The 17,813-nt window shown below is 72.5% G+C and carries 17 protein-coding genes; 5 read left to right on the top strand and 12 right to left on the bottom strand.

The window, feature by feature from the left end; translation table 11 throughout:
- Positions 1-108 precede the first annotated feature (108 nt).
- A complete protein-coding gene (locus tag ACZ67Q_RS08885; protein WP_471178337.1) occupies positions 109-1,221 on the bottom strand; it encodes an SDR family oxidoreductase in 1,113 nt (370 codons plus the stop codon).
- 192 nt (positions 1,222-1,413) lie between these two features.
- Between ACZ67Q_RS08885 and ACZ67Q_RS08890 the strand changes: the two genes are divergently transcribed.
- Positions 1,414-2,862, top strand: coding sequence for a zinc-dependent metalloprotease (locus tag ACZ67Q_RS08890; protein WP_471178340.1), 1,449 nt, complete (start codon positions 1,414-1,416; stop codon positions 2,860-2,862).
- A complete protein-coding gene (locus ACZ67Q_RS08895) occupies positions 2,859-3,374 on the top strand; it encodes an NUDIX hydrolase (protein WP_471178343.1) in 516 nt (171 codons plus the stop codon). The genes ACZ67Q_RS08890 and ACZ67Q_RS08895 overlap by 4 nt, the downstream gene beginning before the upstream one ends.
- A gap of 79 nt (positions 3,375-3,453) precedes the next feature.
- On the opposite strand, the gene ACZ67Q_RS08900 is transcribed toward ACZ67Q_RS08895, so the two are convergent.
- The 4 genes from ACZ67Q_RS08900 to ACZ67Q_RS08915 form a co-directional block, all read right to left on the bottom strand.
- Positions 3,454-4,209: an AIM24 family protein gene (locus tag ACZ67Q_RS08900; protein ID WP_471178346.1), complete on the bottom strand. Its 756-nt coding sequence runs from the start codon at positions 4,207-4,209 to the stop codon at positions 3,454-3,456.
- A gap of 17 nt (positions 4,210-4,226) precedes the next feature.
- Positions 4,227-4,907, bottom strand: coding sequence for an AIM24 family protein (locus ACZ67Q_RS08905; RefSeq protein WP_471178348.1), 681 nt, complete (start codon positions 4,905-4,907; stop codon positions 4,227-4,229).
- Between the two features lie 11 nt (positions 4,908-4,918).
- The gene (locus tag ACZ67Q_RS08910; protein ID WP_471178351.1) at positions 4,919-6,637 is read right to left on the bottom strand and encodes a TerD family protein; all 1,719 of its coding nucleotides are present in this window, start codon (positions 6,635-6,637) and stop codon (positions 4,919-4,921) included.
- Positions 6,638-6,769: 132 nt separating this feature from the next.
- Entirely contained in the window at positions 6,770-7,366 is a 597-nt protein-coding gene (locus ACZ67Q_RS08915; protein WP_471178354.1) for a M48 metallopeptidase family protein, read from the bottom strand.
- A gap of 319 nt (positions 7,367-7,685) precedes the next feature.
- Between ACZ67Q_RS08915 and ACZ67Q_RS08920 the strand changes: the two genes are divergently transcribed.
- Positions 7,686-8,912 carry a ThiF family adenylyltransferase gene (locus tag ACZ67Q_RS08920; protein WP_471178356.1) on the top strand — a complete coding sequence of 409 codons (1,227 nt, stop codon included), beginning with the start codon at positions 7,686-7,688 and terminating at the stop codon, positions 8,910-8,912.
- Positions 8,905-10,275 carry an ABC1 kinase family protein gene (locus ACZ67Q_RS08925; RefSeq protein ID WP_471178358.1) on the top strand — a complete coding sequence of 457 codons (1,371 nt, stop codon included), beginning with the start codon at positions 8,905-8,907 and terminating at the stop codon, positions 10,273-10,275. Before ACZ67Q_RS08920 ends, ACZ67Q_RS08925 begins: the two co-directional genes overlap by 8 nt.
- A 52-nt stretch (positions 10,276-10,327) precedes the next feature.
- Here the strand turns inward: ACZ67Q_RS08925 and ACZ67Q_RS08930 are convergent, their stop codons facing one another.
- From ACZ67Q_RS08930 to ACZ67Q_RS08950, 5 genes are all read right to left on the bottom strand, one after another.
- A complete protein-coding gene (locus tag ACZ67Q_RS08930) occupies positions 10,328-10,546 on the bottom strand; it encodes a hypothetical protein (protein WP_471178361.1) in 219 nt (72 codons plus the stop codon).
- Positions 10,547-11,167: 621 nt separating this feature from the next.
- Complete coding sequence (locus tag ACZ67Q_RS08935; RefSeq protein ID WP_471178363.1) at positions 11,168-11,494, bottom strand: hypothetical protein; 327 nt, start codon at positions 11,492-11,494, stop codon at positions 11,168-11,170.
- Positions 11,491-11,856, bottom strand: a complete 366-nt coding sequence (locus tag ACZ67Q_RS08940; protein ID WP_471178366.1) for a WhiB family transcriptional regulator — start codon at positions 11,854-11,856, stop codon at positions 11,491-11,493. The genes ACZ67Q_RS08935 and ACZ67Q_RS08940 overlap by 4 nt, the downstream gene beginning before the upstream one ends.
- A gap of 170 nt (positions 11,857-12,026) precedes the next feature.
- Positions 12,027-12,311: a hypothetical protein gene (locus tag ACZ67Q_RS08945; RefSeq protein WP_471178941.1), complete on the bottom strand. Its 285-nt coding sequence runs from the start codon at positions 12,309-12,311 to the stop codon at positions 12,027-12,029.
- Positions 12,312-12,517: 206 nt separating this feature from the next.
- The gene (locus ACZ67Q_RS08950; RefSeq protein ID WP_471178368.1) at positions 12,518-14,737 is read right to left on the bottom strand and encodes an ATP-dependent DNA helicase UvrD2; all 2,220 of its coding nucleotides are present in this window, start codon (positions 14,735-14,737) and stop codon (positions 12,518-12,520) included.
- A 228-nt stretch (positions 14,738-14,965) separates the two neighbouring features.
- Between ACZ67Q_RS08950 and ACZ67Q_RS08955 the strand changes: the two genes are divergently transcribed.
- Complete coding sequence (locus ACZ67Q_RS08955) at positions 14,966-15,208, top strand: mycoredoxin (protein WP_189942747.1); 243 nt, start codon at positions 14,966-14,968, stop codon at positions 15,206-15,208.
- Between the two features lie 93 nt (positions 15,209-15,301).
- Here ACZ67Q_RS08955 and nudC read toward each other — a convergent pair whose 3' ends face one another.
- Positions 15,302-16,243, bottom strand: coding sequence for an NAD(+) diphosphatase (nudC, locus tag ACZ67Q_RS08960; RefSeq protein WP_471178370.1), 942 nt, complete (start codon positions 16,241-16,243; stop codon positions 15,302-15,304).
- A gap of 150 nt (positions 16,244-16,393) precedes the next feature.
- Positions 16,394-17,797 (bottom strand): dipeptidase, encoded by a 1,404-nt coding sequence (locus tag ACZ67Q_RS08965; protein ID WP_471178372.1) that lies wholly within the window; start codon positions 17,795-17,797, stop codon positions 16,394-16,396.
- Positions 17,798-17,813: the final 16 nt, after the last annotated feature.

The following is a 17,813-nucleotide window of genomic DNA, read 5'->3' on the forward strand; positions in this document are numbered from 1 at the left end:
CCAGGCACACGCGCGTGGCAGCTTGGAGCTACGTACGGAGCCGGGGACCGTCGGTCCCCCGCCCACGCAGCACCGGCCCCCGGCCCCCGGCCCGCCGAAGACGCCGGCTCACACTCGGCGCCGCGCCTTCCGGGCCCGCCGTACCACCGCCGCCGCGCCCAGCAGAGCCACCGTCGCTCCCGCGGCCCCCGCCGCCGTCGCGTCCTTGCGCCCCAGCCGCCGGCCGGCCACCGTGTGCCGCCCGGACGCCTCCTCCAGCAGCTCGGCCAGCACCTCCTCGTTCGTCCACCTGGGCCGCCACCCGGCATCGTGCAGCCGGCTGCCGCTGACCACCCACGGGTACATCGTGTACGCGAGGTCCCCCGCGGGCGACGGCGTCAGCCCGATGCGGTGCAACCGTGCCGCCGCGCCCAGCGCCACCGCGGACGGCAGCTCCATCCGCCGGATCCCGCTGAGCTCCTCGACCTCCTCCTGCTCCAGCCACCCGTCGCAGCCGACGGCCAGCTCCCCGTCGACCTTCTCGAGCACGGCGTACTCCAGCGCGCTGCACAGGTCCTCGACGTGGCAGAACTGCCAGGCGGGCCGCGAGCCGGCCACCACCAGCAGTCGTGGCGACTCGAAATACCTGGTCAGCGCGGTGTCCGTGCCGCCGACCAGGACTGCCGGCCGCACCACGGTGACGTTCAGCCCCGGATGCGCCCGCGGCGCGCGCCGCGCCAGCCGTTCGATCTCCAGCAGGTCCCCGACCCCCGTGGCCTCCGCCGTCGCCCGCAGCTCGGCGTCCTCCGACAGGGGCAGCTCGTTGTCCGGCAGCGCCCCGTAGACCATCGCGGAGGTGCACAGCACCACCCGGTGCACCCCGGCCGCCGCGGCGGCGGTCAGCACGGTCTGGGTCCCGCGGACGTTGTACGCCGTTCGGGCGGCGGCGTCCGAGCCGAGGTCGAGGTCGAGCGCCAGATGGACGACGACGTCTGCGCCGCGCAGCTTGTCGGCGATGGCGGGATCCCGGACGTCCAGGATCTGCCACTGCGCCGCCTCGCACTCGCCGCGCCGCTCGTCGATGGCGATGACCTGCTTGATCTCCTCCGCGGCGGCGAGCCGCTCGGTGAGCAGCGCGCCGACACCGGACGCGGCACCGGTGACCGCGACGACGGGCCCGCGCGCGGCGGATGTGGTTGAGTGGTTTCGCGCTGCGCGAACCTGCGGATCTGGGGAACTCACCGGGCGTCTCCAGCGGTTGTCTTCATACGAGCGCAAATGACGCGTACGTACCAGGTGGCATCCATCCTGCCGCAGGCGTTCACTCGGCGAAGCACCGAGGCCCGAACGGCTCGCGGTGTCTAGGCTGGGTGGTGTTGTCGGGCAGTCGTGCCGTCGGAGAGAGACCGGCGGCCTTACCAGCCGAGGAATCCCGTGAGTGACACCCCATTCGGTTTCGGCCTTCCGCCGGAGGAGCCGGAAGACGGCGACGAGGGCAAGAAGAAGGACCAGCAGAGCGGTGGTGGTCAGGGACCGTCCAACCCCTTCGGTTTCGGGCTGCCCGGTGCCGGAGGCCTGGGAGGCGGCGCGGACAATCCGCTCGCTGCCATGTTCGGTTCGCTGAACCCCACCGACCTGGGCGCCGCGTTCCAGCAGCTGGGCCAGATGCTCTCCTACGAGGGCGGCCCGGTGAACTGGGACATGGCCAAGCAGATCGCCCGCCAGACGGTCTCCCAGGGCACCCCGGACGGCACCAAGGACGCCAGCGTCGGCCCCGCCGAGCGCAAGGCCGTGGAGGACGCGGTCCGCCTGGCCGACCTGTGGCTCGACGACGCGACGTCGCTGCCGTCCGGCTCGGCGTCCGCCGTCGCCTGGAGTCGCGCGGAGTGGGTCGAGGCGACCCTGCCCGCGTGGAAGGAGCTCGTCGACCCGGTCGCCGAGCGGGTCGGCGGCGCCATGGGGGACATCCTGCCGGAGGAGATGCAGGCCATGGCCGGCCCGCTGATCGGCATGATGCGCTCGATGGGCGGCGCCATGTTCGGCACGCAGATCGGGCAGGCCGTCGGCGTCCTCGCGGGCGAGGTCGTCGGCTCCAGCGACGTCGGCCTGCCGCTGGGCCCGGCCGGCAAGGCGGCCCTCCTGCCGCTGAACGTCGAGGCCTTCGGCAAGGACCTGAGCGTCCCCCAGGACGAGGTGCGGCTGTACCTGGCCCTGCGCGAGGCCGCCCACCAGCGTCTCTTCGCCCACGTGCCGTGGCTGCGCTCGCACCTGTTCGGCGCCGTGGAGGGTTACGCGCGCGGGATCAAGGTCGACACGGCCAAGCTGGAGGACGTGGTCGGTCAGTTCGACCCACAGAACCCCGAGGAACTGCAGCAGGCTCTTCAGCAGGGCATGTTCCAGCCGGAGGACACCCCGGAGCAGAAGGCCGCCCTGGCCCGTCTGGAGACCGCTCTGGCCCTCGTGGAGGGCTGGGTGGACGCGGTGGTCCACGCGGCCGCCAAGCCGCGGCTGGGGTCGGCTGACGCGCTGCGCGAGACGCTGCGCCGCCGCCGCGCCTCGGGCGGCCCGGCGGAGCAGACGTTCGCCACGCTGATCGGTCTGGAGCTGCGTCCGCGCCGCCTGCGCGACGCCTCCCGCCTGTGGGCCTCGCTCACGGACGCGCGTGGGGTCGACGGCCGGGACGCCCTGTGGCACCACCCGGACATGCTGCCGACGGCCACCGACCTGGACGACCCGGACGGCTTCGTGCACCGCGAGCAGATCGACTTCTCCGAGCTCGACAAGATGCTCGGCGAGGCCGCCGGCGGCGCGAAGCCCGACCTGCGCAAGAAGGACGAGAGCGCCGAGGACGGCAAGCCCGAGGGCGGCGACGAAACCGAGTGAGCCTGTACGACGACGCGGTCCTCGTCCTGAAGGGGTACGAGGACCAGGAAGAGCTGCGCCAGGTCTACCTGGACCATCTCGCCGCCCACCCGGACGGCATGTGGAAGGCCTGCGAGGCGGGCCACATCACGGCGAGCGCGCTGGTGATCGACCCGGAACACGGGCGGGTCCTGCTCACCCTGCACCGGAAGCTGCGCATGTGGCTGCAGATGGGCGGCCACTGCGAGCCGCAGGACGCCTCCCTGGCGGCCGCCGCCCTGCGGGAGGGCACCGAGGAGTCCGGCGTCGAAGGGCTGCGCCTGCTGCCCGGCGGTCCGGTCCGCCTCGACCGGCACCTCACACCGTGCGCCTGGCACCTCGACGTCCAGTACGCGGCGCTGGCTCCCGCCGGGGCGGTGGAGCAGATCAGCGACGAGTCGCTCGACCTGCGCTGGTTCGCCTACGACGAGGTCGCTGACGTGGCCGACGATTCGGTCGTACGGCTGCTGGAGGCGACCCGCGCCCGGCTGTGAACGGCCGAGCCACGCTCTGAACGTGTAAGGGGCGTCCGCGGCTGACGGGCGCCCCTTACTTTTGGCCTGCTCGGAAGGCTCAGCTCCAGACGTTGCCCTGGTTCTGCCCGCGCGCGCCCTGCTGTCCCATGCCGAACTGGGCGGCGAGGCCCTGACCGATCTGGGCGTTCTGCGGCGGCAGCAGCTCACTGGGCTGCACCAGCGCGAAACCGTTGCCCATGAAGCTGAGCTCCCAGCCCTCGCCGGTGCTGCCGCGCCGCCGCCACACGCCCGAGGAGTGCGTCTGGGCCTGCATCTGCACGCGCAGCCCGGTGGACCAGGCGACGATGGCGTCGGCGTCGCAGTTGACGTACTTGTCGGGGGTGACCTGCATCAGCAGCGGCGCCCCGGACGTCATCAGGGCGACCTTGCCGCGCCCGGTGATGTTGAGCTGGTACTTCCCCGAGCCGGAGATGCCGTAGAGGCTGTCGACGGCGATGACCTCGTGGTGCAGCGAGGAGTCCATGGCGAGGACGTAGGAGCTGTCGACGGTCAGCCCGTCCTGCTCGACGTCCATGACATGGACGTGCTGTGCGAGGTTCGCGAGGTACACGGTGCCCTGCCCGTGGCAGCGCATCAGGTCCAGTCCCTCGCCGGTGTACGCACGCGCGCGTGCCTGGTTGTTGCTGCGGTACTCGGCGTCGAACTCGACGAGGCCCTGGTAGGCGACCATCGTGCCCTTGCGGGCCAGGATGTCGTCGTGGCCCTCCAGGGTGACGCGCAGCATCTGCTTGTTCTGCAGGCTCCAGCGCTCGGAGGTCTGCAGGTCGTTGTGGGCGAAAAGCGGGCTCTGCATGGCTTTCTGGCTCCCCCTCAGCCCCGGAACCGGAGACGGTCGGTGCTGTCCTCGCTGGGCTGGACGACGACGATGCCCTGGCCGGAGAAGGCCATCTGGTAGGCCTCACCGCTGCCGCGGCCGATGAGCGACTGCGCCTTGAAGCTGCGCTTGCCCTTCACCTTCAGGTTCGGGGACCAGGCGACCAGCGCGTCCGGGTCGACATACGTCTCGTCCTCGCCGCCGCCGCAGTCGACGACGATGGGCTTGCCCCGGGAGGTCAGCGCGACCCAGCCCTGCCCGGAGATCTTCGTGTTCCACAGGCCCTGTCCGGCGAACTTCGCCAGCCCCTTCACCCGCTCCACGCCCCAGGAGAGATGGGCGTCGAAGGCGAGGAGATTGGTGGCGTTGACGGAGATGCCGTCGCCGCCCAGCTGGATGACGACGACGTCCGCGCCGTAGTCGGCGAGGTACAGCAGGCCGTCGCCGGAGCACTTCATCAGCGGGGCGCCCTCGCCGGTGATCCAGTCCCGGGCGATCTGACGCACGGCCGGCGGGTTGGGCTCGTACTGGATGAAGCCCTCGTAGGCGACCATCGAGCCCACGCGTGCGAGGAGGTCGTGCCCGCTCTGCATGGCGACCTTCAGCATGTGGTTGCCGTGGTTCTCCATACGGGCGGTGACGGGTGCGGGGGCGAAGCCCGCGAGCGGCTGGTTCATGACGGGCTCCCTCAGACCTCGTACGGCTGGACGACGATGAAGTTGCCGGGAGCGCCCCGGAACTGGAGGTTGACGCTCTCCCCGGTGTCGCCCGGGTAGGCGTTGCGACGCATCCGCACCTGGCTGGAGACGATCACCTGGGAGGCGGCCGACCAGGCGACGACGGCGTTGCAGTCGGCGAACGTGGTCGGGGTGACCGGCAGGACGACGGGCGTGCCGTGCGTCTTCACGACGATCGTGCCGGTGCCCTGGAACTGCATGGTGAACAGGGCGCCGCCGGGAATGCCGTGGCCCTCGATGCGGCGCACCTCGTGCTGCAGGCTCTCGTCGAAGGCGAGGACGTTCTCCGCGGAGACGCAGATCGCGTCGCCCTGGAGCTCGATGGGGTGCAGGTGGGTGGAGTTCTCGGCGAGGAACACCTGGCCCTGGCCGGTGCAGCGCATCAACTGCATCTCCTGGCCGGTGGCGTTGCCGACGATCCGCCCGGCGAAGCCGGCACCCTTGTAGCTGAAGTCCACCTTGCCCTGGTAAAGCACCATGCTGCCCTGCCGGGCGAGCACGGGCTGGCCGCCGATGCCGAGGTCGACGCGGACCAGCTTCTTGTTCTGCTGCGTCCAGCGCTGGCCGGTCGGCGTCTCCTTGAACTGCTGGAGCGCGGCTGCGACACCGGGACCCTGCGGAGCGCCCTGGGGGACGCCGCCGTACGCCTGCTGGCCCGGGATCTGGCCGTAGGAGGGCTGCTGGCCGTATCCGGGGGGCGTCGGCGGCTGCCCGTAACCGGGAGCGGGCGGCTGCTGGCCGTAACCGGGCGGCGGGGTCGGGGAGTGCGGGGCCTGGGGCTGCGCGTAGCCGGGCGGCAGGGGCATGGTCGCCTGGCCGGGGTGCGGGCCGTGCGGGACGTTGGGTCCCGGGTAGGGGGCGGGCGGGGGCGGCGGCGGGGGTGTGTGCGGGTTGCTGCCGTGCGGCGTCAGGGGCGCGACGATGGTGGGCTGGGCGTGCACGGACGGCTGGGGCGCCGGGGCGGGAGCCGGGGGCGGCGTGGCTCCCGGCGGCGGCGCGAAGCCCTGCGCGGCGGGGGCCGGAGCGGGTGCCGGGGCCGCGGCGGGGCCCGCGGGCGCACCGAACGCGGGCGGGGCGAAGCCGGGAGCGGCACCGGTCTGGGGCGGCTGCGGCTGCTGCGGGGGCGCCGCGGGCGCCTCCTCTTCGAGCACCTCGCCGCCGAAGTTCTTCAGCAGCGCCTCCAGACCGCCGTCGAAGCCCTGCCCGACGGCGGCGAACCGCCACACGTCCTTCAGGTACAGGTCGCCCAGCATGACGGCGCGTTCGGTGGAGAACTCCGCGCCGCTGAAGGAGTACCGGGCCACTTCCTCGCCGCCGGCGACGATCCGCAGATAGCCGGGGTCGATCTGCGCCATCTGCCCGGCGCCGTCGATGGTCGCCGTGAAGGACAGCTTCTGGATGTGCGGGGGGATCTTGTCGAGCGTGACACGGAAGGACTCCGTGTCGCCCGCCTGGGAGCCCAGCAGCTGGATGGCCTCCTCCGGGGACTTCGGCTGGTTGAAGAAGACGAAGTACCGGTCGTCGGAGAGCCGTTCGGCGGCGTCCAGTCCGAAGCAGCTGATGTCGAAGCTCAGCCCGGGGGCGGAGATCTGCACGCCGACGTACAGATCCGTGCCCGCGGTGAGGTCACTGATCCTGGCCTTGTGGCCGCGTTGGAATTCCCTGGGCATGCGTTACGACCGTCCCCCATCCCGAAAGCGAGTGCGTCGCGCCAGGCTAACGGCAAACCCGGACATCGGCCGAGGCCGGTACAGAGCCGCTACACAACGGCGGCCGGGCTGCTGCACAGACGGTCCGCGCGATCACTCTCCGCGCGCCCCCGGCACGTGCGGCAGCCGGTCGGCCGCGACCACGCCCTCGAGATAACCGCGGGCCCGCTCGGTGCGCGGATAGGCGTCCAGCAGCCGCCAGAAGTCCGGGCCGTGACCCGGCACCAGCAGATGGGCCAGCTCGTGCAGCAGGACGTAGTCGACGACGTACTCCGGCATGCCCTGCAGCCGGTGCGAGAGGCGGATGCTGCCCTCGGCGGGGGTGCAGGAGCCCCAGCGGGTGTTCTGGTTGGTGACCCAGCGCACGGAGGCGGGGCGGGCGCGCCCGCCGAAGTACTGCGCCGACAGGCGCTCGGCACGCTCGGCCAGCTCGGCGTCGCCCAGCTTCCGCTTGCTCTCCTGGGCGGCCAGCTTGTCGAGCATGACCGTGACCCAGCGCCGCTCCTCCGCCTCGGACATGCGGGCGGGGATGAGCACGATGGTGCGGTCACCCTCGCGGTAGGCCGAGACCGTCCGGCGTCGGCGACTGCTTCTGCGCACCTCGATCGCGCTCGTCCCCGAGCCGGCGGGCGGCGGGCTCGTCGGCTTGCGCTGTGGCGCTCCGGCGCGGTGCAGGGGGTCGGCGGACACGCCCCGACGTTACCCGCTGCACACGGTGGAAGTCCCGGCTCGCGAACGGTTGTGTTCCGATGCCCCACCGAGCGCCGGATTTGTACGACCGGCGTGTACGACGATGTGCCGGATTGATCCGTACGACCAGTACGACGAATCCCGTCACCTGTGGACAACTTTCGGCGCCGTGCGGCCGGGCCGGGCATGCTGGCATGCGTCGGCGGGGCGAGGACGCCCCCACGCCCCCGCCCCGCCGGCACAGGGGGATTTGGATTCACTTCGTGATCTTGACCTTGTCTGTGACCTTGCCGACCTTCTCGGGCTACGGGGGCCTGTCATGCATCCAGTGGTGAAACCCGCGCTGCGGCGCGGCTGGCGCGATCTGAACACCGTGCAGTTCGGGATGACACCGACGCACGCCCTGACGCTGGGCCCGGTGGACACGGCGACGGGCAGCTTCCTCGAACTGCTCGACGGCACCCGCGGGCTGCCTCTGCTGCGGGAGCAGGCACCCCGCATGGACCTGCCCGACGGCCATGTCGACCGGCTGGTGGAGCGGCTCGCGCGGGCCGGCCTGCTCGACGACGCGCGCGGCGGCGGCCGGGCCGCCGCGGCGCTGCGCGCCAAGAAGGACGTCCTCGACCGGCTGCGGCCGGACCTGGAGTCACTGTCGCTGACGACGTCGGAACCGGGCGAGGCGATCTCCCTGCTCGCCGCCCGCCGCAGTGCGCGCGTGCAGGTGCGCGGAGCCGGACGCGTGGGGTCGGCCGTGGCCGCGCTGCTGTCCGCCGCAGGCGTCGGCGAGGTCGACGTCCGCGACACCGGCCGAGTCGAGCCGTGGGACGTCGCGCCCTGCGGCGTGCCCGTGGAGGCGGTCGGCGAGCGCAGGGACGAAGCCGCACGCCGCACCGCGCGCCGGGCCGCCCCGGACCGACCACCGCGCCGCACCCCGCACTCCCGTCTCGAGGACGACGAGCCCGTGCTGTCGTTGGTGATCATCGCCCCGCGGGACGACGTCGCCGTGCACGCCCCCGCCCCGTCCGCCGCGGACGCGCTCGTCGCCTCCGGCACCCCTCACCTGTACGCGGGCGTGGTGGAGGCGACCGGTGTGGTCGGCCCCCTCGTCCTGCCCGGCGAGAGTGCCTGCGCGGGCTGTCTGGACCGGGACCGTACCGACCGGGACGCGGCCTGGCCCCGCATGATCGCCCAGTGGCGCTCCGGACGGCAGCGGCCCGTGCGACCCTGTGACCTCACCCTCGCCACCACGGTCGCCGGGCTGGCCGCCGCGCACGCGCTCGCCTTCCTCGACCGCCGCTCCATCGCCGCGGTGGACACTCGCTGGGAGGTGTCCCTGCCGGGGCTGCAGTGGCACGCGCGACCGGTGTGGCCTCATCCGGACTGCCCCTGCGCCGCGGCCCTGCGCAGCCCGGCGAAAGCCGAAGGGGAAGGGGTCTTAGAGGACGGGGAAGCGCACGAGACAATGGCTGTACAACGGTCGTCGATTCGGGTACGCCGTCAGGCACGCGCGGCGCGGCCGGCTGGGACTTGGAGGGCGCATGTCTGATCTTCCTCGGAAGGCGGTCACCCGGACCGCCAAACTCGCCGCGCTTCCGCTCGGCTTCGCGGGCCGGGCGACCTGGGGGCTGGGCAAGCGGATCGTGGGCGAGTCCGCGGAGATCGTCGGCCGCGAGCTGCAGCAGCGCACGGCGGAGCAGCTGTTCAAGGTGCTCGGCGAGCTGAAGGGCGGCGCGATGAAGTTCGGGCAGGCGCTGTCCGTCTTCGAGTCGGCGCTGCCCGAGGAGGTCGCGGGGCCCTACCGTGCCGCCCTGACCAAGCTGCAGGACGCGGCGCCGCCCATGCCGACCCGCACGGTGCACGCCGTGCTGCGCGAGCGGCTCGGCGAGGACTGGCACGAGCTGTTCGATGAGTTCGAGGACAAGCCGGCCGCCGCGGCCTCGATCGGCCAGGTGCACCGGGGCGTGTGGCACGACGGCCGCGAGGTCGCGATCAAGGTGCAGTACCCGGGGGCCGGCGAGGCGCTGCTCTCCGATCTGAACCAACTGAGCCGCTTCGCCCGCCTGTTGGGTCCGCTCGTGCCCGGGATGGACATCAAGCCGCTGATCACGGAGTTGAGGGACCGCGTCTCGGAGGAGCTGGACTACGGCCTGGAGGCCCAGGCGCAGCAGGCGCACGCGGAGGAGTTCGCGGGCGATCCCGACGTGGTCGTGCCGGCGGTGGTCCACCAGTGCGAGCAGGTCCTCGTCACCGAGTGGATGGACGGCATCCCGCTGTCGGAAGTGATCGCCGACGGCACGCAGGAGCAGCGGGACCGCGCCGGGCAGCTGCTGGCCCGGTTCCTGTTCTCCGGCCCCGCGCGCACCGGCCTGCTGCACGCCGACCCGCATCCGGGCAACTTCCGTCTGCTGCCCGGCGGTCCGGGCGGTGAGGACGACTGGCGTCTGGGCGTACTGGACTTCGGCACCGTCGACCGGCTGCCGGGCGGACTGCCCACACCGATCGGCGACTCCCTGCGGATGACGCTCGACGGCGAGGCCGAGGCGGTCTACGAGCTGCTGTGCGCCGAGGGCTTCGTCAAGGAGTCGATGGACCTCGACCCGGAAGCGGTCCTGGACTATCTGCTGCCGATCATCGAGCCGGCCCGGGTGGAGGAGTTCACCTTCAGCCGGGGGTGGATGCGCAGTCAGGCCGCCCGGGTCGCCGACCCGCGCTCCCCCGCCTACCAGCTCGGCAAGCGGCTCAACCTCCCGCCGGCGTATCTCCTGATACACCGGGTGACGCTGAGCACCATCGGCGTGCTGTGCCAGCTCGGCGCGACGGTCCGGATGCGCGAGGAGCTGGAGGAGTGGCTGCCGGGGTTCGTCCCTGAGGACATCGCGGACGAGGAGAAGCCGGCGGCGCAGGCGTAGAGGCGGGCGAAGGGGCGGGCCGGCCCCTCGGTTCGCCGCCGGGCCGGGTCCGTCACCACCAGGACGAGTCCAGGCGGCCCTCGATGGCACGGAGATTCTCCCGGGAGCAGGCGTCGCAGAAGTAGCGGCGGACTCCGTTCTCCACGGAGAAGGTCCACGTGGTGGGCTGCGGTTCGGTGGCCGTGGTTCCGCAGCGGGCACACACCGGAGGCCGGGGCTCCGGGGAGCCGCCACCGTTGCCCCTGTTGCCGTTGCCGGGAAGGCTCGTCATCCGGCGACGATAACGCCCGGGCCGGTTGATCGCCGGGCACAACGCCCGTGGGGGCCGGTCCGTGCTGGACGGACCGGCCCCCACGAGGCGCCACGCCTCCCGGTACGGGAGGCCGCTGCGGTGCGCCACTCGCCGTGCCAGGGACACCGGCTGTGGCGGGCCACCCGCCGTGGCAGTGGGACCGCCGACCGTGGCAGTGCGCCACCCGCCGGGGCAGGGACCATCGGCCGTGGCGGTGCTCCACCCGCCGTGGCGATGCGCCACCCGCCGCGGCACGGGCCACCCGCCGTGGCGGTGCGCCTCCCGCCGTGGCGATGCGCCACCCGCCGCGGCACGGGCCACCCGCCGTGGCGGTGCGCCTCCCGCCGGGGCGCGGGCCACCCGCCGCGGCGGGGACCACCGGCCGTGGCAGAGACCATCGGCCGTGGCAGAGACCATCGGCCGTGGCGGTGCTCCACCCGCCGTGGCGATGCGCCCCCCGCCGTGACAGGGACCACCGGCCGTGACGCGGGCCGCCCGCCGTGGCAGGGTCCGCCGCCGTGGCAAGGGGCCACCCGCCGTCGGCGGTGGCCCCTCGGTGCCGGCGGATCAGTGCGTGACCGCGTCAGGGCTTGGCCGCCGTCAGTGCATGACCGCCATGGCGAGCGCGCGGCGGGCGCGCAGCGAGGCGCGCTCGGCCCTGCGCTGCATGCGCTGGGCGGCCGCCAGACGCACGGCCTGACGGTCCCGCTCGGCCTCCTGCAGTCGCTCGTGCATATGCGCACGGGCCATGGCTTCTGGGATGAGTTGCATCTCTCGGGTCCTGTTCTGGCGCGAGTCGGTCGCGCCGGTGGTGGTGACGTCTTCGATCGCGGAGCCGCTGGGCTCGCTGGTGGACGGCTTCATCGGGGCCTGCTTCTGGGGGTCGTGCGTGAGGGGGCGGTCGATCGTTCCTGCGATGGTGTTCATGCCATGACCGGGTTCTTGCGCGGGCGACCACGCGGCCGCTTCCGGGCGACGACGACACCCTGCACGAACAGCTCGCCACCCCAGACACCCCACGGCTCACGCCGCTCCTTGGCACCGGCGAGGCATGCCTCCATCAGCGGGCAGGTGCGGCAGAGGGACTTGGCGTACTCCACGTCCGCGGGCGACTCGGCGAAGAAGACCTCCGGGTCGTAGGAACGGCACGGGACGGGTACGCCCAGGTTCTCGATGGCGTCGTCAAGCGCGGTGAGCGCGGTGAGCGGGGTCAACGGGTCCTCCGTGGAGCCGGGCTTGGGGATCGTGTCGGAAGGCGGTACGGACGGGGCGTGCGCTTCGAGATGCACGGATCGTCTTCCTCGTCTGGTCGTTCCGGCCTGTTGGCCGGTTGGCGGCTGGTACCGGGTTCTTTTCTTGTCCCGGGCCCCTTCGCTCTGCCGTCCCCGTTCGGGAAAAACAGAAGGGCCGCGGATCCCGGATGGGGTTCCGCGGCCCTGAAGGCGCCGGCCTGATCGAATCAGGCTGGATCACTCCAGGGTTCTGGCCCACGGAAGGCCCACATCAGGTGGTGGTGCGTCGTCTGCTTCTGGACACCGGCACCGGTCGCCGTAAAGGCATAGGCCTGCGCCTGTGCCGCTACTGCTGCTTCCAGTGCCTTGGTCGGTCGCTCATTGCGCTCGCGGACAGGAAGACCCGCGGGGGCAATGGAGGACGCCGGACGCACGGCACGGATGCCGGACAGACCGGTGCCCTGGTTCGAGGCGCCGAGCATGCACAGGGAGACGGTCGAGCGATCGGTCATTTTGGCCGTGGTGCTGGTGTAGTTGGCGTTGATGTTGGTCACTGGACTCGCCTCCTCTCGGCGTCTCAAGGACTGGGATGAACCAGCCCAACGGATATGCAAGTACAACACGGCATCAGGGCCTTTGAGAAGGCCGCTGTTCCCGTGCCTAAGAACCTATGGGGATCGCTGGGGCATGCGCAAACTATTTTTTCGACGAGTTCGCATCAGTCGTCGATCTTGTCCCCCGCACCGCCGTCGCCCGGGTCTCGGCCTGCGCAAATGGCCAGGACGTCGGCGCCGTAGCGGTCCAGCTTGCGGGCGCCCACGCCGGGGATGCGCGACAGCTCCCGCTCGTCGTCGGGCACGGCTTCCGCGATCGCGATCAGCGTGCGGTCGGTGAAGACGCAGAACGCCGGCTGCCCGCTGAGCCGGGCCTGTTCCGCGCGCCAGTCCCGCAGCCGCTCGTACAGGCCCTCGTCCATGTCGGAGGGACAGTCCTCGCAGCGCATCAGCTTCATCTCACCGGCGTCGGTGAGGGTGCGCCCGCAGACCCGGCAGCGCGCCGGGGTGCGCGCTCTGCGCCGCGGGGCGGGCTCGGCCGCCGCACGGCCGCCGCTGCCGAAGCCCCGCTCCACGCCGCCCGCGCCGCCCGCGCCGCCTCGCCCGGCAGCACCGGAGGAGCCGGGGCGCAGCCCGTCCAGGAACCGGCTGGGGCGGCGGTTGGGACGGCCGCCGGGCGAGCGGGAGAGTGCCCAGGAGACATACAGGCGCTCGCGGGCGCGGGTGACGCCGACGTAGAGCAGCCGGCGCTCCTCCTCGATCTGTTCGTCGGTGCGCGCGTAGGTGATCGGCATCATGCCCTCGGCGACACCGACCAGGAAGACGGCGTCCCACTCCAGACCCTTGGCGGAGTGCAGGGAGGCGAGCGTGACGCCCTGCACGGTCGGGGCGTGCTGGGCGCCCGCCCGCTCGTCCAGCTCGGCGACCAGGTCGGCGAGGGTGGCGCCGGGTTTGGCGGCGGCGAAGTCCTGGGCGAGGTGGACCAGGGCGGCCAGTGACTCCCAGCGTTCGCGGACGGCCCCGGAGCCGGCCGGGGGCTCGGAGGTCCAGCCCTCGCCGGAGAGCACGGCCCGAACCTGGGAGGGCAGGTCCACGGCCTCGTCCAGGGCGGAGTCGTTCCCGCCGAAACGGGCCGCGCCCCGCAGGGCCATGCCCGCCTTGCGCACCTCGGGGCGGTCGAAGAACCGCTCGGCGCCGCGCAGCTGGTAGGGCACGCCCGCGTCGGCGAGGGCCTGCTCGTAGGTCTCGGACATGGCGTTGGTGCGGAACAGCACGGCGATCTCGCTCGCCGGGACGCCCGCGTCGAGCAGCTCGCGGATGCGGCGCGCGCAGCCCTCGGCCTCGGCGGGCTCGTCGGTGTACTCGGCGAAGACGGGCTCCGGGCCCGGCGCCCGCTGGGAGACCAGCTCGAGGCGGTGGTCGGCGGCGCGTCCGCTGGCCTGGGCGAGCAGGCCGTTGGCGAGGCGGACGACCTGCGGGGTGGAGCGGTAGTCGCGCACCAGCTTGACCACGGTGGCGCCGGGATGGCGCAGCCGGAAGTCGAGCAGGTGGTCGGGGGTGGCGCCGGTGAAGGAGTAGATGGTCTGGCTGGCGTCTCCGACGACGCACAGGGAGTCCCGGTCGCCGAGCCACAACTCCAGCAGGCGCTGCTGGAGGGGGCTGACGTCCTGGTACTCGTCCACGACGAAGTGCTGGTACTGGCTGCGCACCTGCTCGGCGATGTCGTGCCGGTCCTGCAGCACGGCGACGGTCAGCAGCAGGACGTCCTCGAAGTCGATCACGGCGCGCTGCCGTTTCAGGTCCTCGTAGGCGGCGTACAGCTGGGCGATCTCGGCCGGGGCGCGGGGGGTCTCACGGCCGGCCTTGGTGGCGGCGGGCGCGTAGTCGGCGGGGACGGTCTGGGTGACCTTGGCCCACTCGATCTCGGCGGTGACGTCGCGCAGCTCACCGCGGTCGAGGCGGAGGCGGCAGGCGGCGGCCGCGTCGGCGACGAGCTGGATCTTGCGGTCGACGAGCCGGGGCATGGAGCCACCGATCGCTTTCGGCCAGAAGTACTGCAGCTGCCGTAGGGCGGCGGAGTGGAACGTGCGGGCCTGCACGCCCTGCGCTCCGAGCTGGCGGAGCCGGCCGCGCATCTCTCCCGCGGCCCGGTTGGTGAAGGTGACGGCGAGCACGCTGGAAGGCTGCAGGATGCCGGCGCGCACCCCGTAGGCGATGCGGTGGGTGATCGCCCGCGTCTTGCCCGTTCCGGCTCCGGCCAGCACGCACACCGGCCCGTGCAGGGAGGTCGCGACCTCGCGCTGCTCGGGGTCGAGCCCTTCGAGCACCGCGTCGGCCGAGTCCGGTACCTGCGGGACGAGGGAGGAATGCGTTGCTGCTGTCACATGGCCATGCTGCCAGGTCGGCCGCGACGGCTGCGGCCGTTGTCCACAGGCAGGGGCCCGCAGTCGTACTAATGCGACAGGCGTCACTCCCCGGCGACGGGTGTCGGCGGGGGCGGTGCGACCGGTGTCACCCGCGGGTCGGTACCGGCCGCGGGAATGGTGGCCCTTTCAAGTACGTTCTCCCCTCAGCGAGCACCTGATCCCGAGCCGCCGAAGGAGCACGACGACATGCTGGGCACTGTGACGATGTACAGCACCACCTGGTGCGGCTACTGCCGCCGGCTGAAGAGCCAGCTGGACCGCGAGGGCATCGCGTACACCGAGATCAACATCGAGCAGGACCCGGAGTCCGCGGCCTTCGTGGAGAAGGCCAATGGCGGAAACCAGACGGTGCCGACCGTGCTCTTCCCGGACGGTTCGACGCTGACGAACCCGTCGCTCGCTCAGGTGAAGCAGAAGATCGGCGCGTAAGCGTTCCGTCGCGCGTTCACGACGAAGGGGTGGCCGTCCCCGTGCGGGACGGCCACCCCTTCGTCATGCCGGTCGTGTCGTGCCGGTCGTGCCTCACACGCCCCGCGTCGGGAGCGGCTTGCCGTACCACAGCTCGATCAGGCGGGCGGCGATGGAGATGCCGTACGGGGGCATGACCTCGCCCGCCTCGAAGGCGGCCGTCAGCTCGTCGCGGGAGAACCAGCGGGCCTCGTGGATCTCGTCGCCGTCGACGTCGATGGCGGTCGAGGTGGCGCGGGCCATGAAGCCGAGCATCAGGCTGGACGGGAACGGCCAGGGCTGGCTGGCGACGTACTCCACGGGCCCGACGCTGACGCCGACCTCCTCGTGGACCTCGCGGCGCACGGCCTGCTCTATGGATTCGCCGGGCTCGACGAAGCCGGCCAGCGTGGAGAAACGGCCCTCGGGCCAGTGCACCTGCCGGCCGAGCAGGATGCGGTCCTCCTCGTCGGTGACCGCCATGATCACGGCCGGGTCGGTGCGCGGGTAGTGCTCCGCGCCGCAGGCCTGGCAGCGGCGGATGTGCCCGGCGGCGGCGATGACGGTGCGCTCACCGCAGCGCGAGCAGAAGCGGTGGGTGCGCTGCCAGTTCTCCAGGCCGACGGCGTGCACCATCAGCCCCGCGTCGCGCGGGGAGAGCAGCAGCCCGGCCTCGCGCAGGCCGGCCGGGCGCGCGGACTGGTCGATCCGTCCGGGCAGCGCGTCCTTCTGCAGGGCGAAGTAGCTGACGCCGTCCTCGTCGATGCCGAGGAAGTAGCGGTGCGCCTCGGTGAGGGGGGCCTCGAACGACGGCGTCATGACGAGCTCGGTGCGGCCGTCGGGCGTCTCGTCGATGAGGACCTGGCCGCCGGAGACCACGAAACAGCGCGTCGAGGGGTGGCTCCACGCCGCCGCGAGCCAGGCCTCGTCGAGCCGGTGGTGGGCGGCCCGGTCGATGCCACTGGGCGCGGTGAGCGAGATGGGTCGGTCGGCGGTGCGGTCGGTCCAGGTGGTCACGGGTGCTTCCAACTCCCCCGGTGGAACGGTTTGGGTCGGCGGGCGGTTCAGCGGTTCGTACGGCATGCGGCGACCGGGTCCGGACGGGCTCCGCGGGCGGTGCTTACAGTGTGCCCCCGGTGCGAGGGCGCCCGGTCGGGTGCACCGGCGTCAGGGCGCATCGCGCAGGCCGGCCGCCAGCTCGCTCCAGAGGTACGCGCTGGTCTCGACGCCTTTGAGGAGCAGGTCCAGCTCGACCTTCTCGTTCGGGGCGTGCCAGCCGTCGGACGGGACGGAGATACCGAGGAACAGCACCGGGGCGCCGAGGACCTCCTGCAGGTCGGCGGCCGGTCCGGAGCCGCCCTCGCGCGTGAAGCGGACGGGCTGTTCGAAGGCGCGGCTCATGGCGCGCACGACGGACTGCAGCGCCGGGTGGTCCAGCGGGGTCAGGCACGGGCGCGTGGCGCCGCCGAAGGTGATCTCGTGGCGGATCCCGGCGGGCACCTGATCGGCGGCCCAGGCACGGACCACCTTCTCGATGTGGGCGGGGTCCTGCCCCGCGACCATCCGGAAGGTGAGCTTGACCATGGCCGAGGACGGGATGATCGTCTTGCTGCCGGGGCCCTGGTAGCCGCCGCCGATGCCGTTGACCTCGGCGGTGGGGCGGGCCCAGATGCGCTCCAGGGTGGAGTAGCCGGCCTCGCCGTGGGCGGCGTACGACTTGGCCGTGCCCAGCCAGCGCTGCTCGTCGAAGGGCAGCTCGGCGAACAGCTCGCGCTCGCGGTCGGTCAGCTCGACGACGCCGTCGTAGAAGCCGGGGACGGCCACGCGTGCGTGCTCGTCGTGCAGCGCGGCGACCAGGCGGGCAGCGGCGGTGGCCGGGTTGGGCACGGCACCGCCGAAGGAACCGGAGTGGATGTCCTGGTCCGGGCCGTACAGGTGGATCTCGCACTCGGCGAGGCCGCGCATGCCGGTGCACACGGTCGGGGTGTCCTCGGCCCACATGCCGGTGTCGGAGACGATCACGGCGTCGGCGGTGAGCCGGCCGACGCGCTCCTCGACCAGGGCGCGGAAGTGCGGGGAGCCGGACTCCTCCTCGCCCTCGATCAGCAGCTTGAGGTGGACGGCCGGGGCGGTGCGGCCGGTCGCGGCCAGGTGGGCGCGCACCCCGAGCGTGTGGAAGAAGACTTGGCCCTTGTCGTCGGCGGCGCCCCGCGCGTACAGACGGCCGTCGCGCACGACCGGCTCGAACGGCTCGGTGTCCCAGCCGTCCTCGCGGGCGGCGGGCTGGACGTCGTGATGGCCGTAGACGAGGACGGTGGGGGCGTCGGGGTCGTCGCAGGGCCACTCGGCGAAGACGGCGGGCGCGCCCTGGGTAGGCCAGACCTCGGCGGTCGGGAAGCCGGTGTCCTTCAGCTTGGCGGCGAGCCAGTCGGCGCTGCGGCGTACATCGGGAGCGTGGTCGGGCTGGGCCGACACGGACGGGATGCGCAGCCATACGGCGAGGTCGTCGAGGAAGGCGGCACGGTGCTGCTCGATGTACTGGCGGACGGCGCTGTCCGGGGTCTGGCTCATGGTCACGAGCCTATCG

It is taken from the genome of Streptomyces sp. NPDC036813 (genome assembly GCF_055609245.1).

Bases quoted from the DNA above. Each gene is read 5' to 3' on its own strand.
- ACZ67Q_RS08900 (WP_471178346.1), bottom strand. From the start codon at position 4,209: ATGCAGAGCCCGCTTTTCGCCCACAACGACCTGCAGACCTCCGAGCGC.
- ACZ67Q_RS08905 (WP_471178348.1), bottom strand. From the start codon at position 4,907: ATGAACCAGCCGCTCGCGGGCTTCGCCCCCGCACCCGTCACCGCCCGT.
- ACZ67Q_RS08910 (WP_471178351.1), bottom strand. From the start codon at position 6,637: ATGCCCAGGGAATTCCAACGCGGCCACAAGGCCAGGATCAGTGACCTC.
- ACZ67Q_RS08920 (WP_471178356.1), top strand. From the start codon at position 7,686: ATGCATCCAGTGGTGAAACCCGCGCTGCGGCGCGGCTGGCGCGATCTG.
- ACZ67Q_RS08925 (WP_471178358.1), top strand. From the start codon at position 8,905: ATGTCTGATCTTCCTCGGAAGGCGGTCACCCGGACCGCCAAACTCGCC.
- ACZ67Q_RS08930 (WP_471178361.1), bottom strand. From the start codon at position 10,546: ATGACGAGCCTTCCCGGCAACGGCAACAGGGGCAACGGTGGCGGCTCC.
- ACZ67Q_RS08935 (WP_471178363.1), bottom strand. From the start codon at position 11,494: ATGAACACCATCGCAGGAACGATCGACCGCCCCCTCACGCACGACCCC.
- ACZ67Q_RS08945 (WP_471178941.1), bottom strand. From the start codon at position 12,311: ATGACCGATCGCTCGACCGTCTCCCTGTGCATGCTCGGCGCCTCGAAC.
- ACZ67Q_RS08955 (WP_189942747.1), top strand. From the start codon at position 14,966: ATGCTGGGCACTGTGACGATGTACAGCACCACCTGGTGCGGCTACTGC.
- ACZ67Q_RS08965 (WP_471178372.1), bottom strand. From the start codon at position 17,797: ATGAGCCAGACCCCGGACAGCGCCGTCCGCCAGTACATCGAGCAGCAC.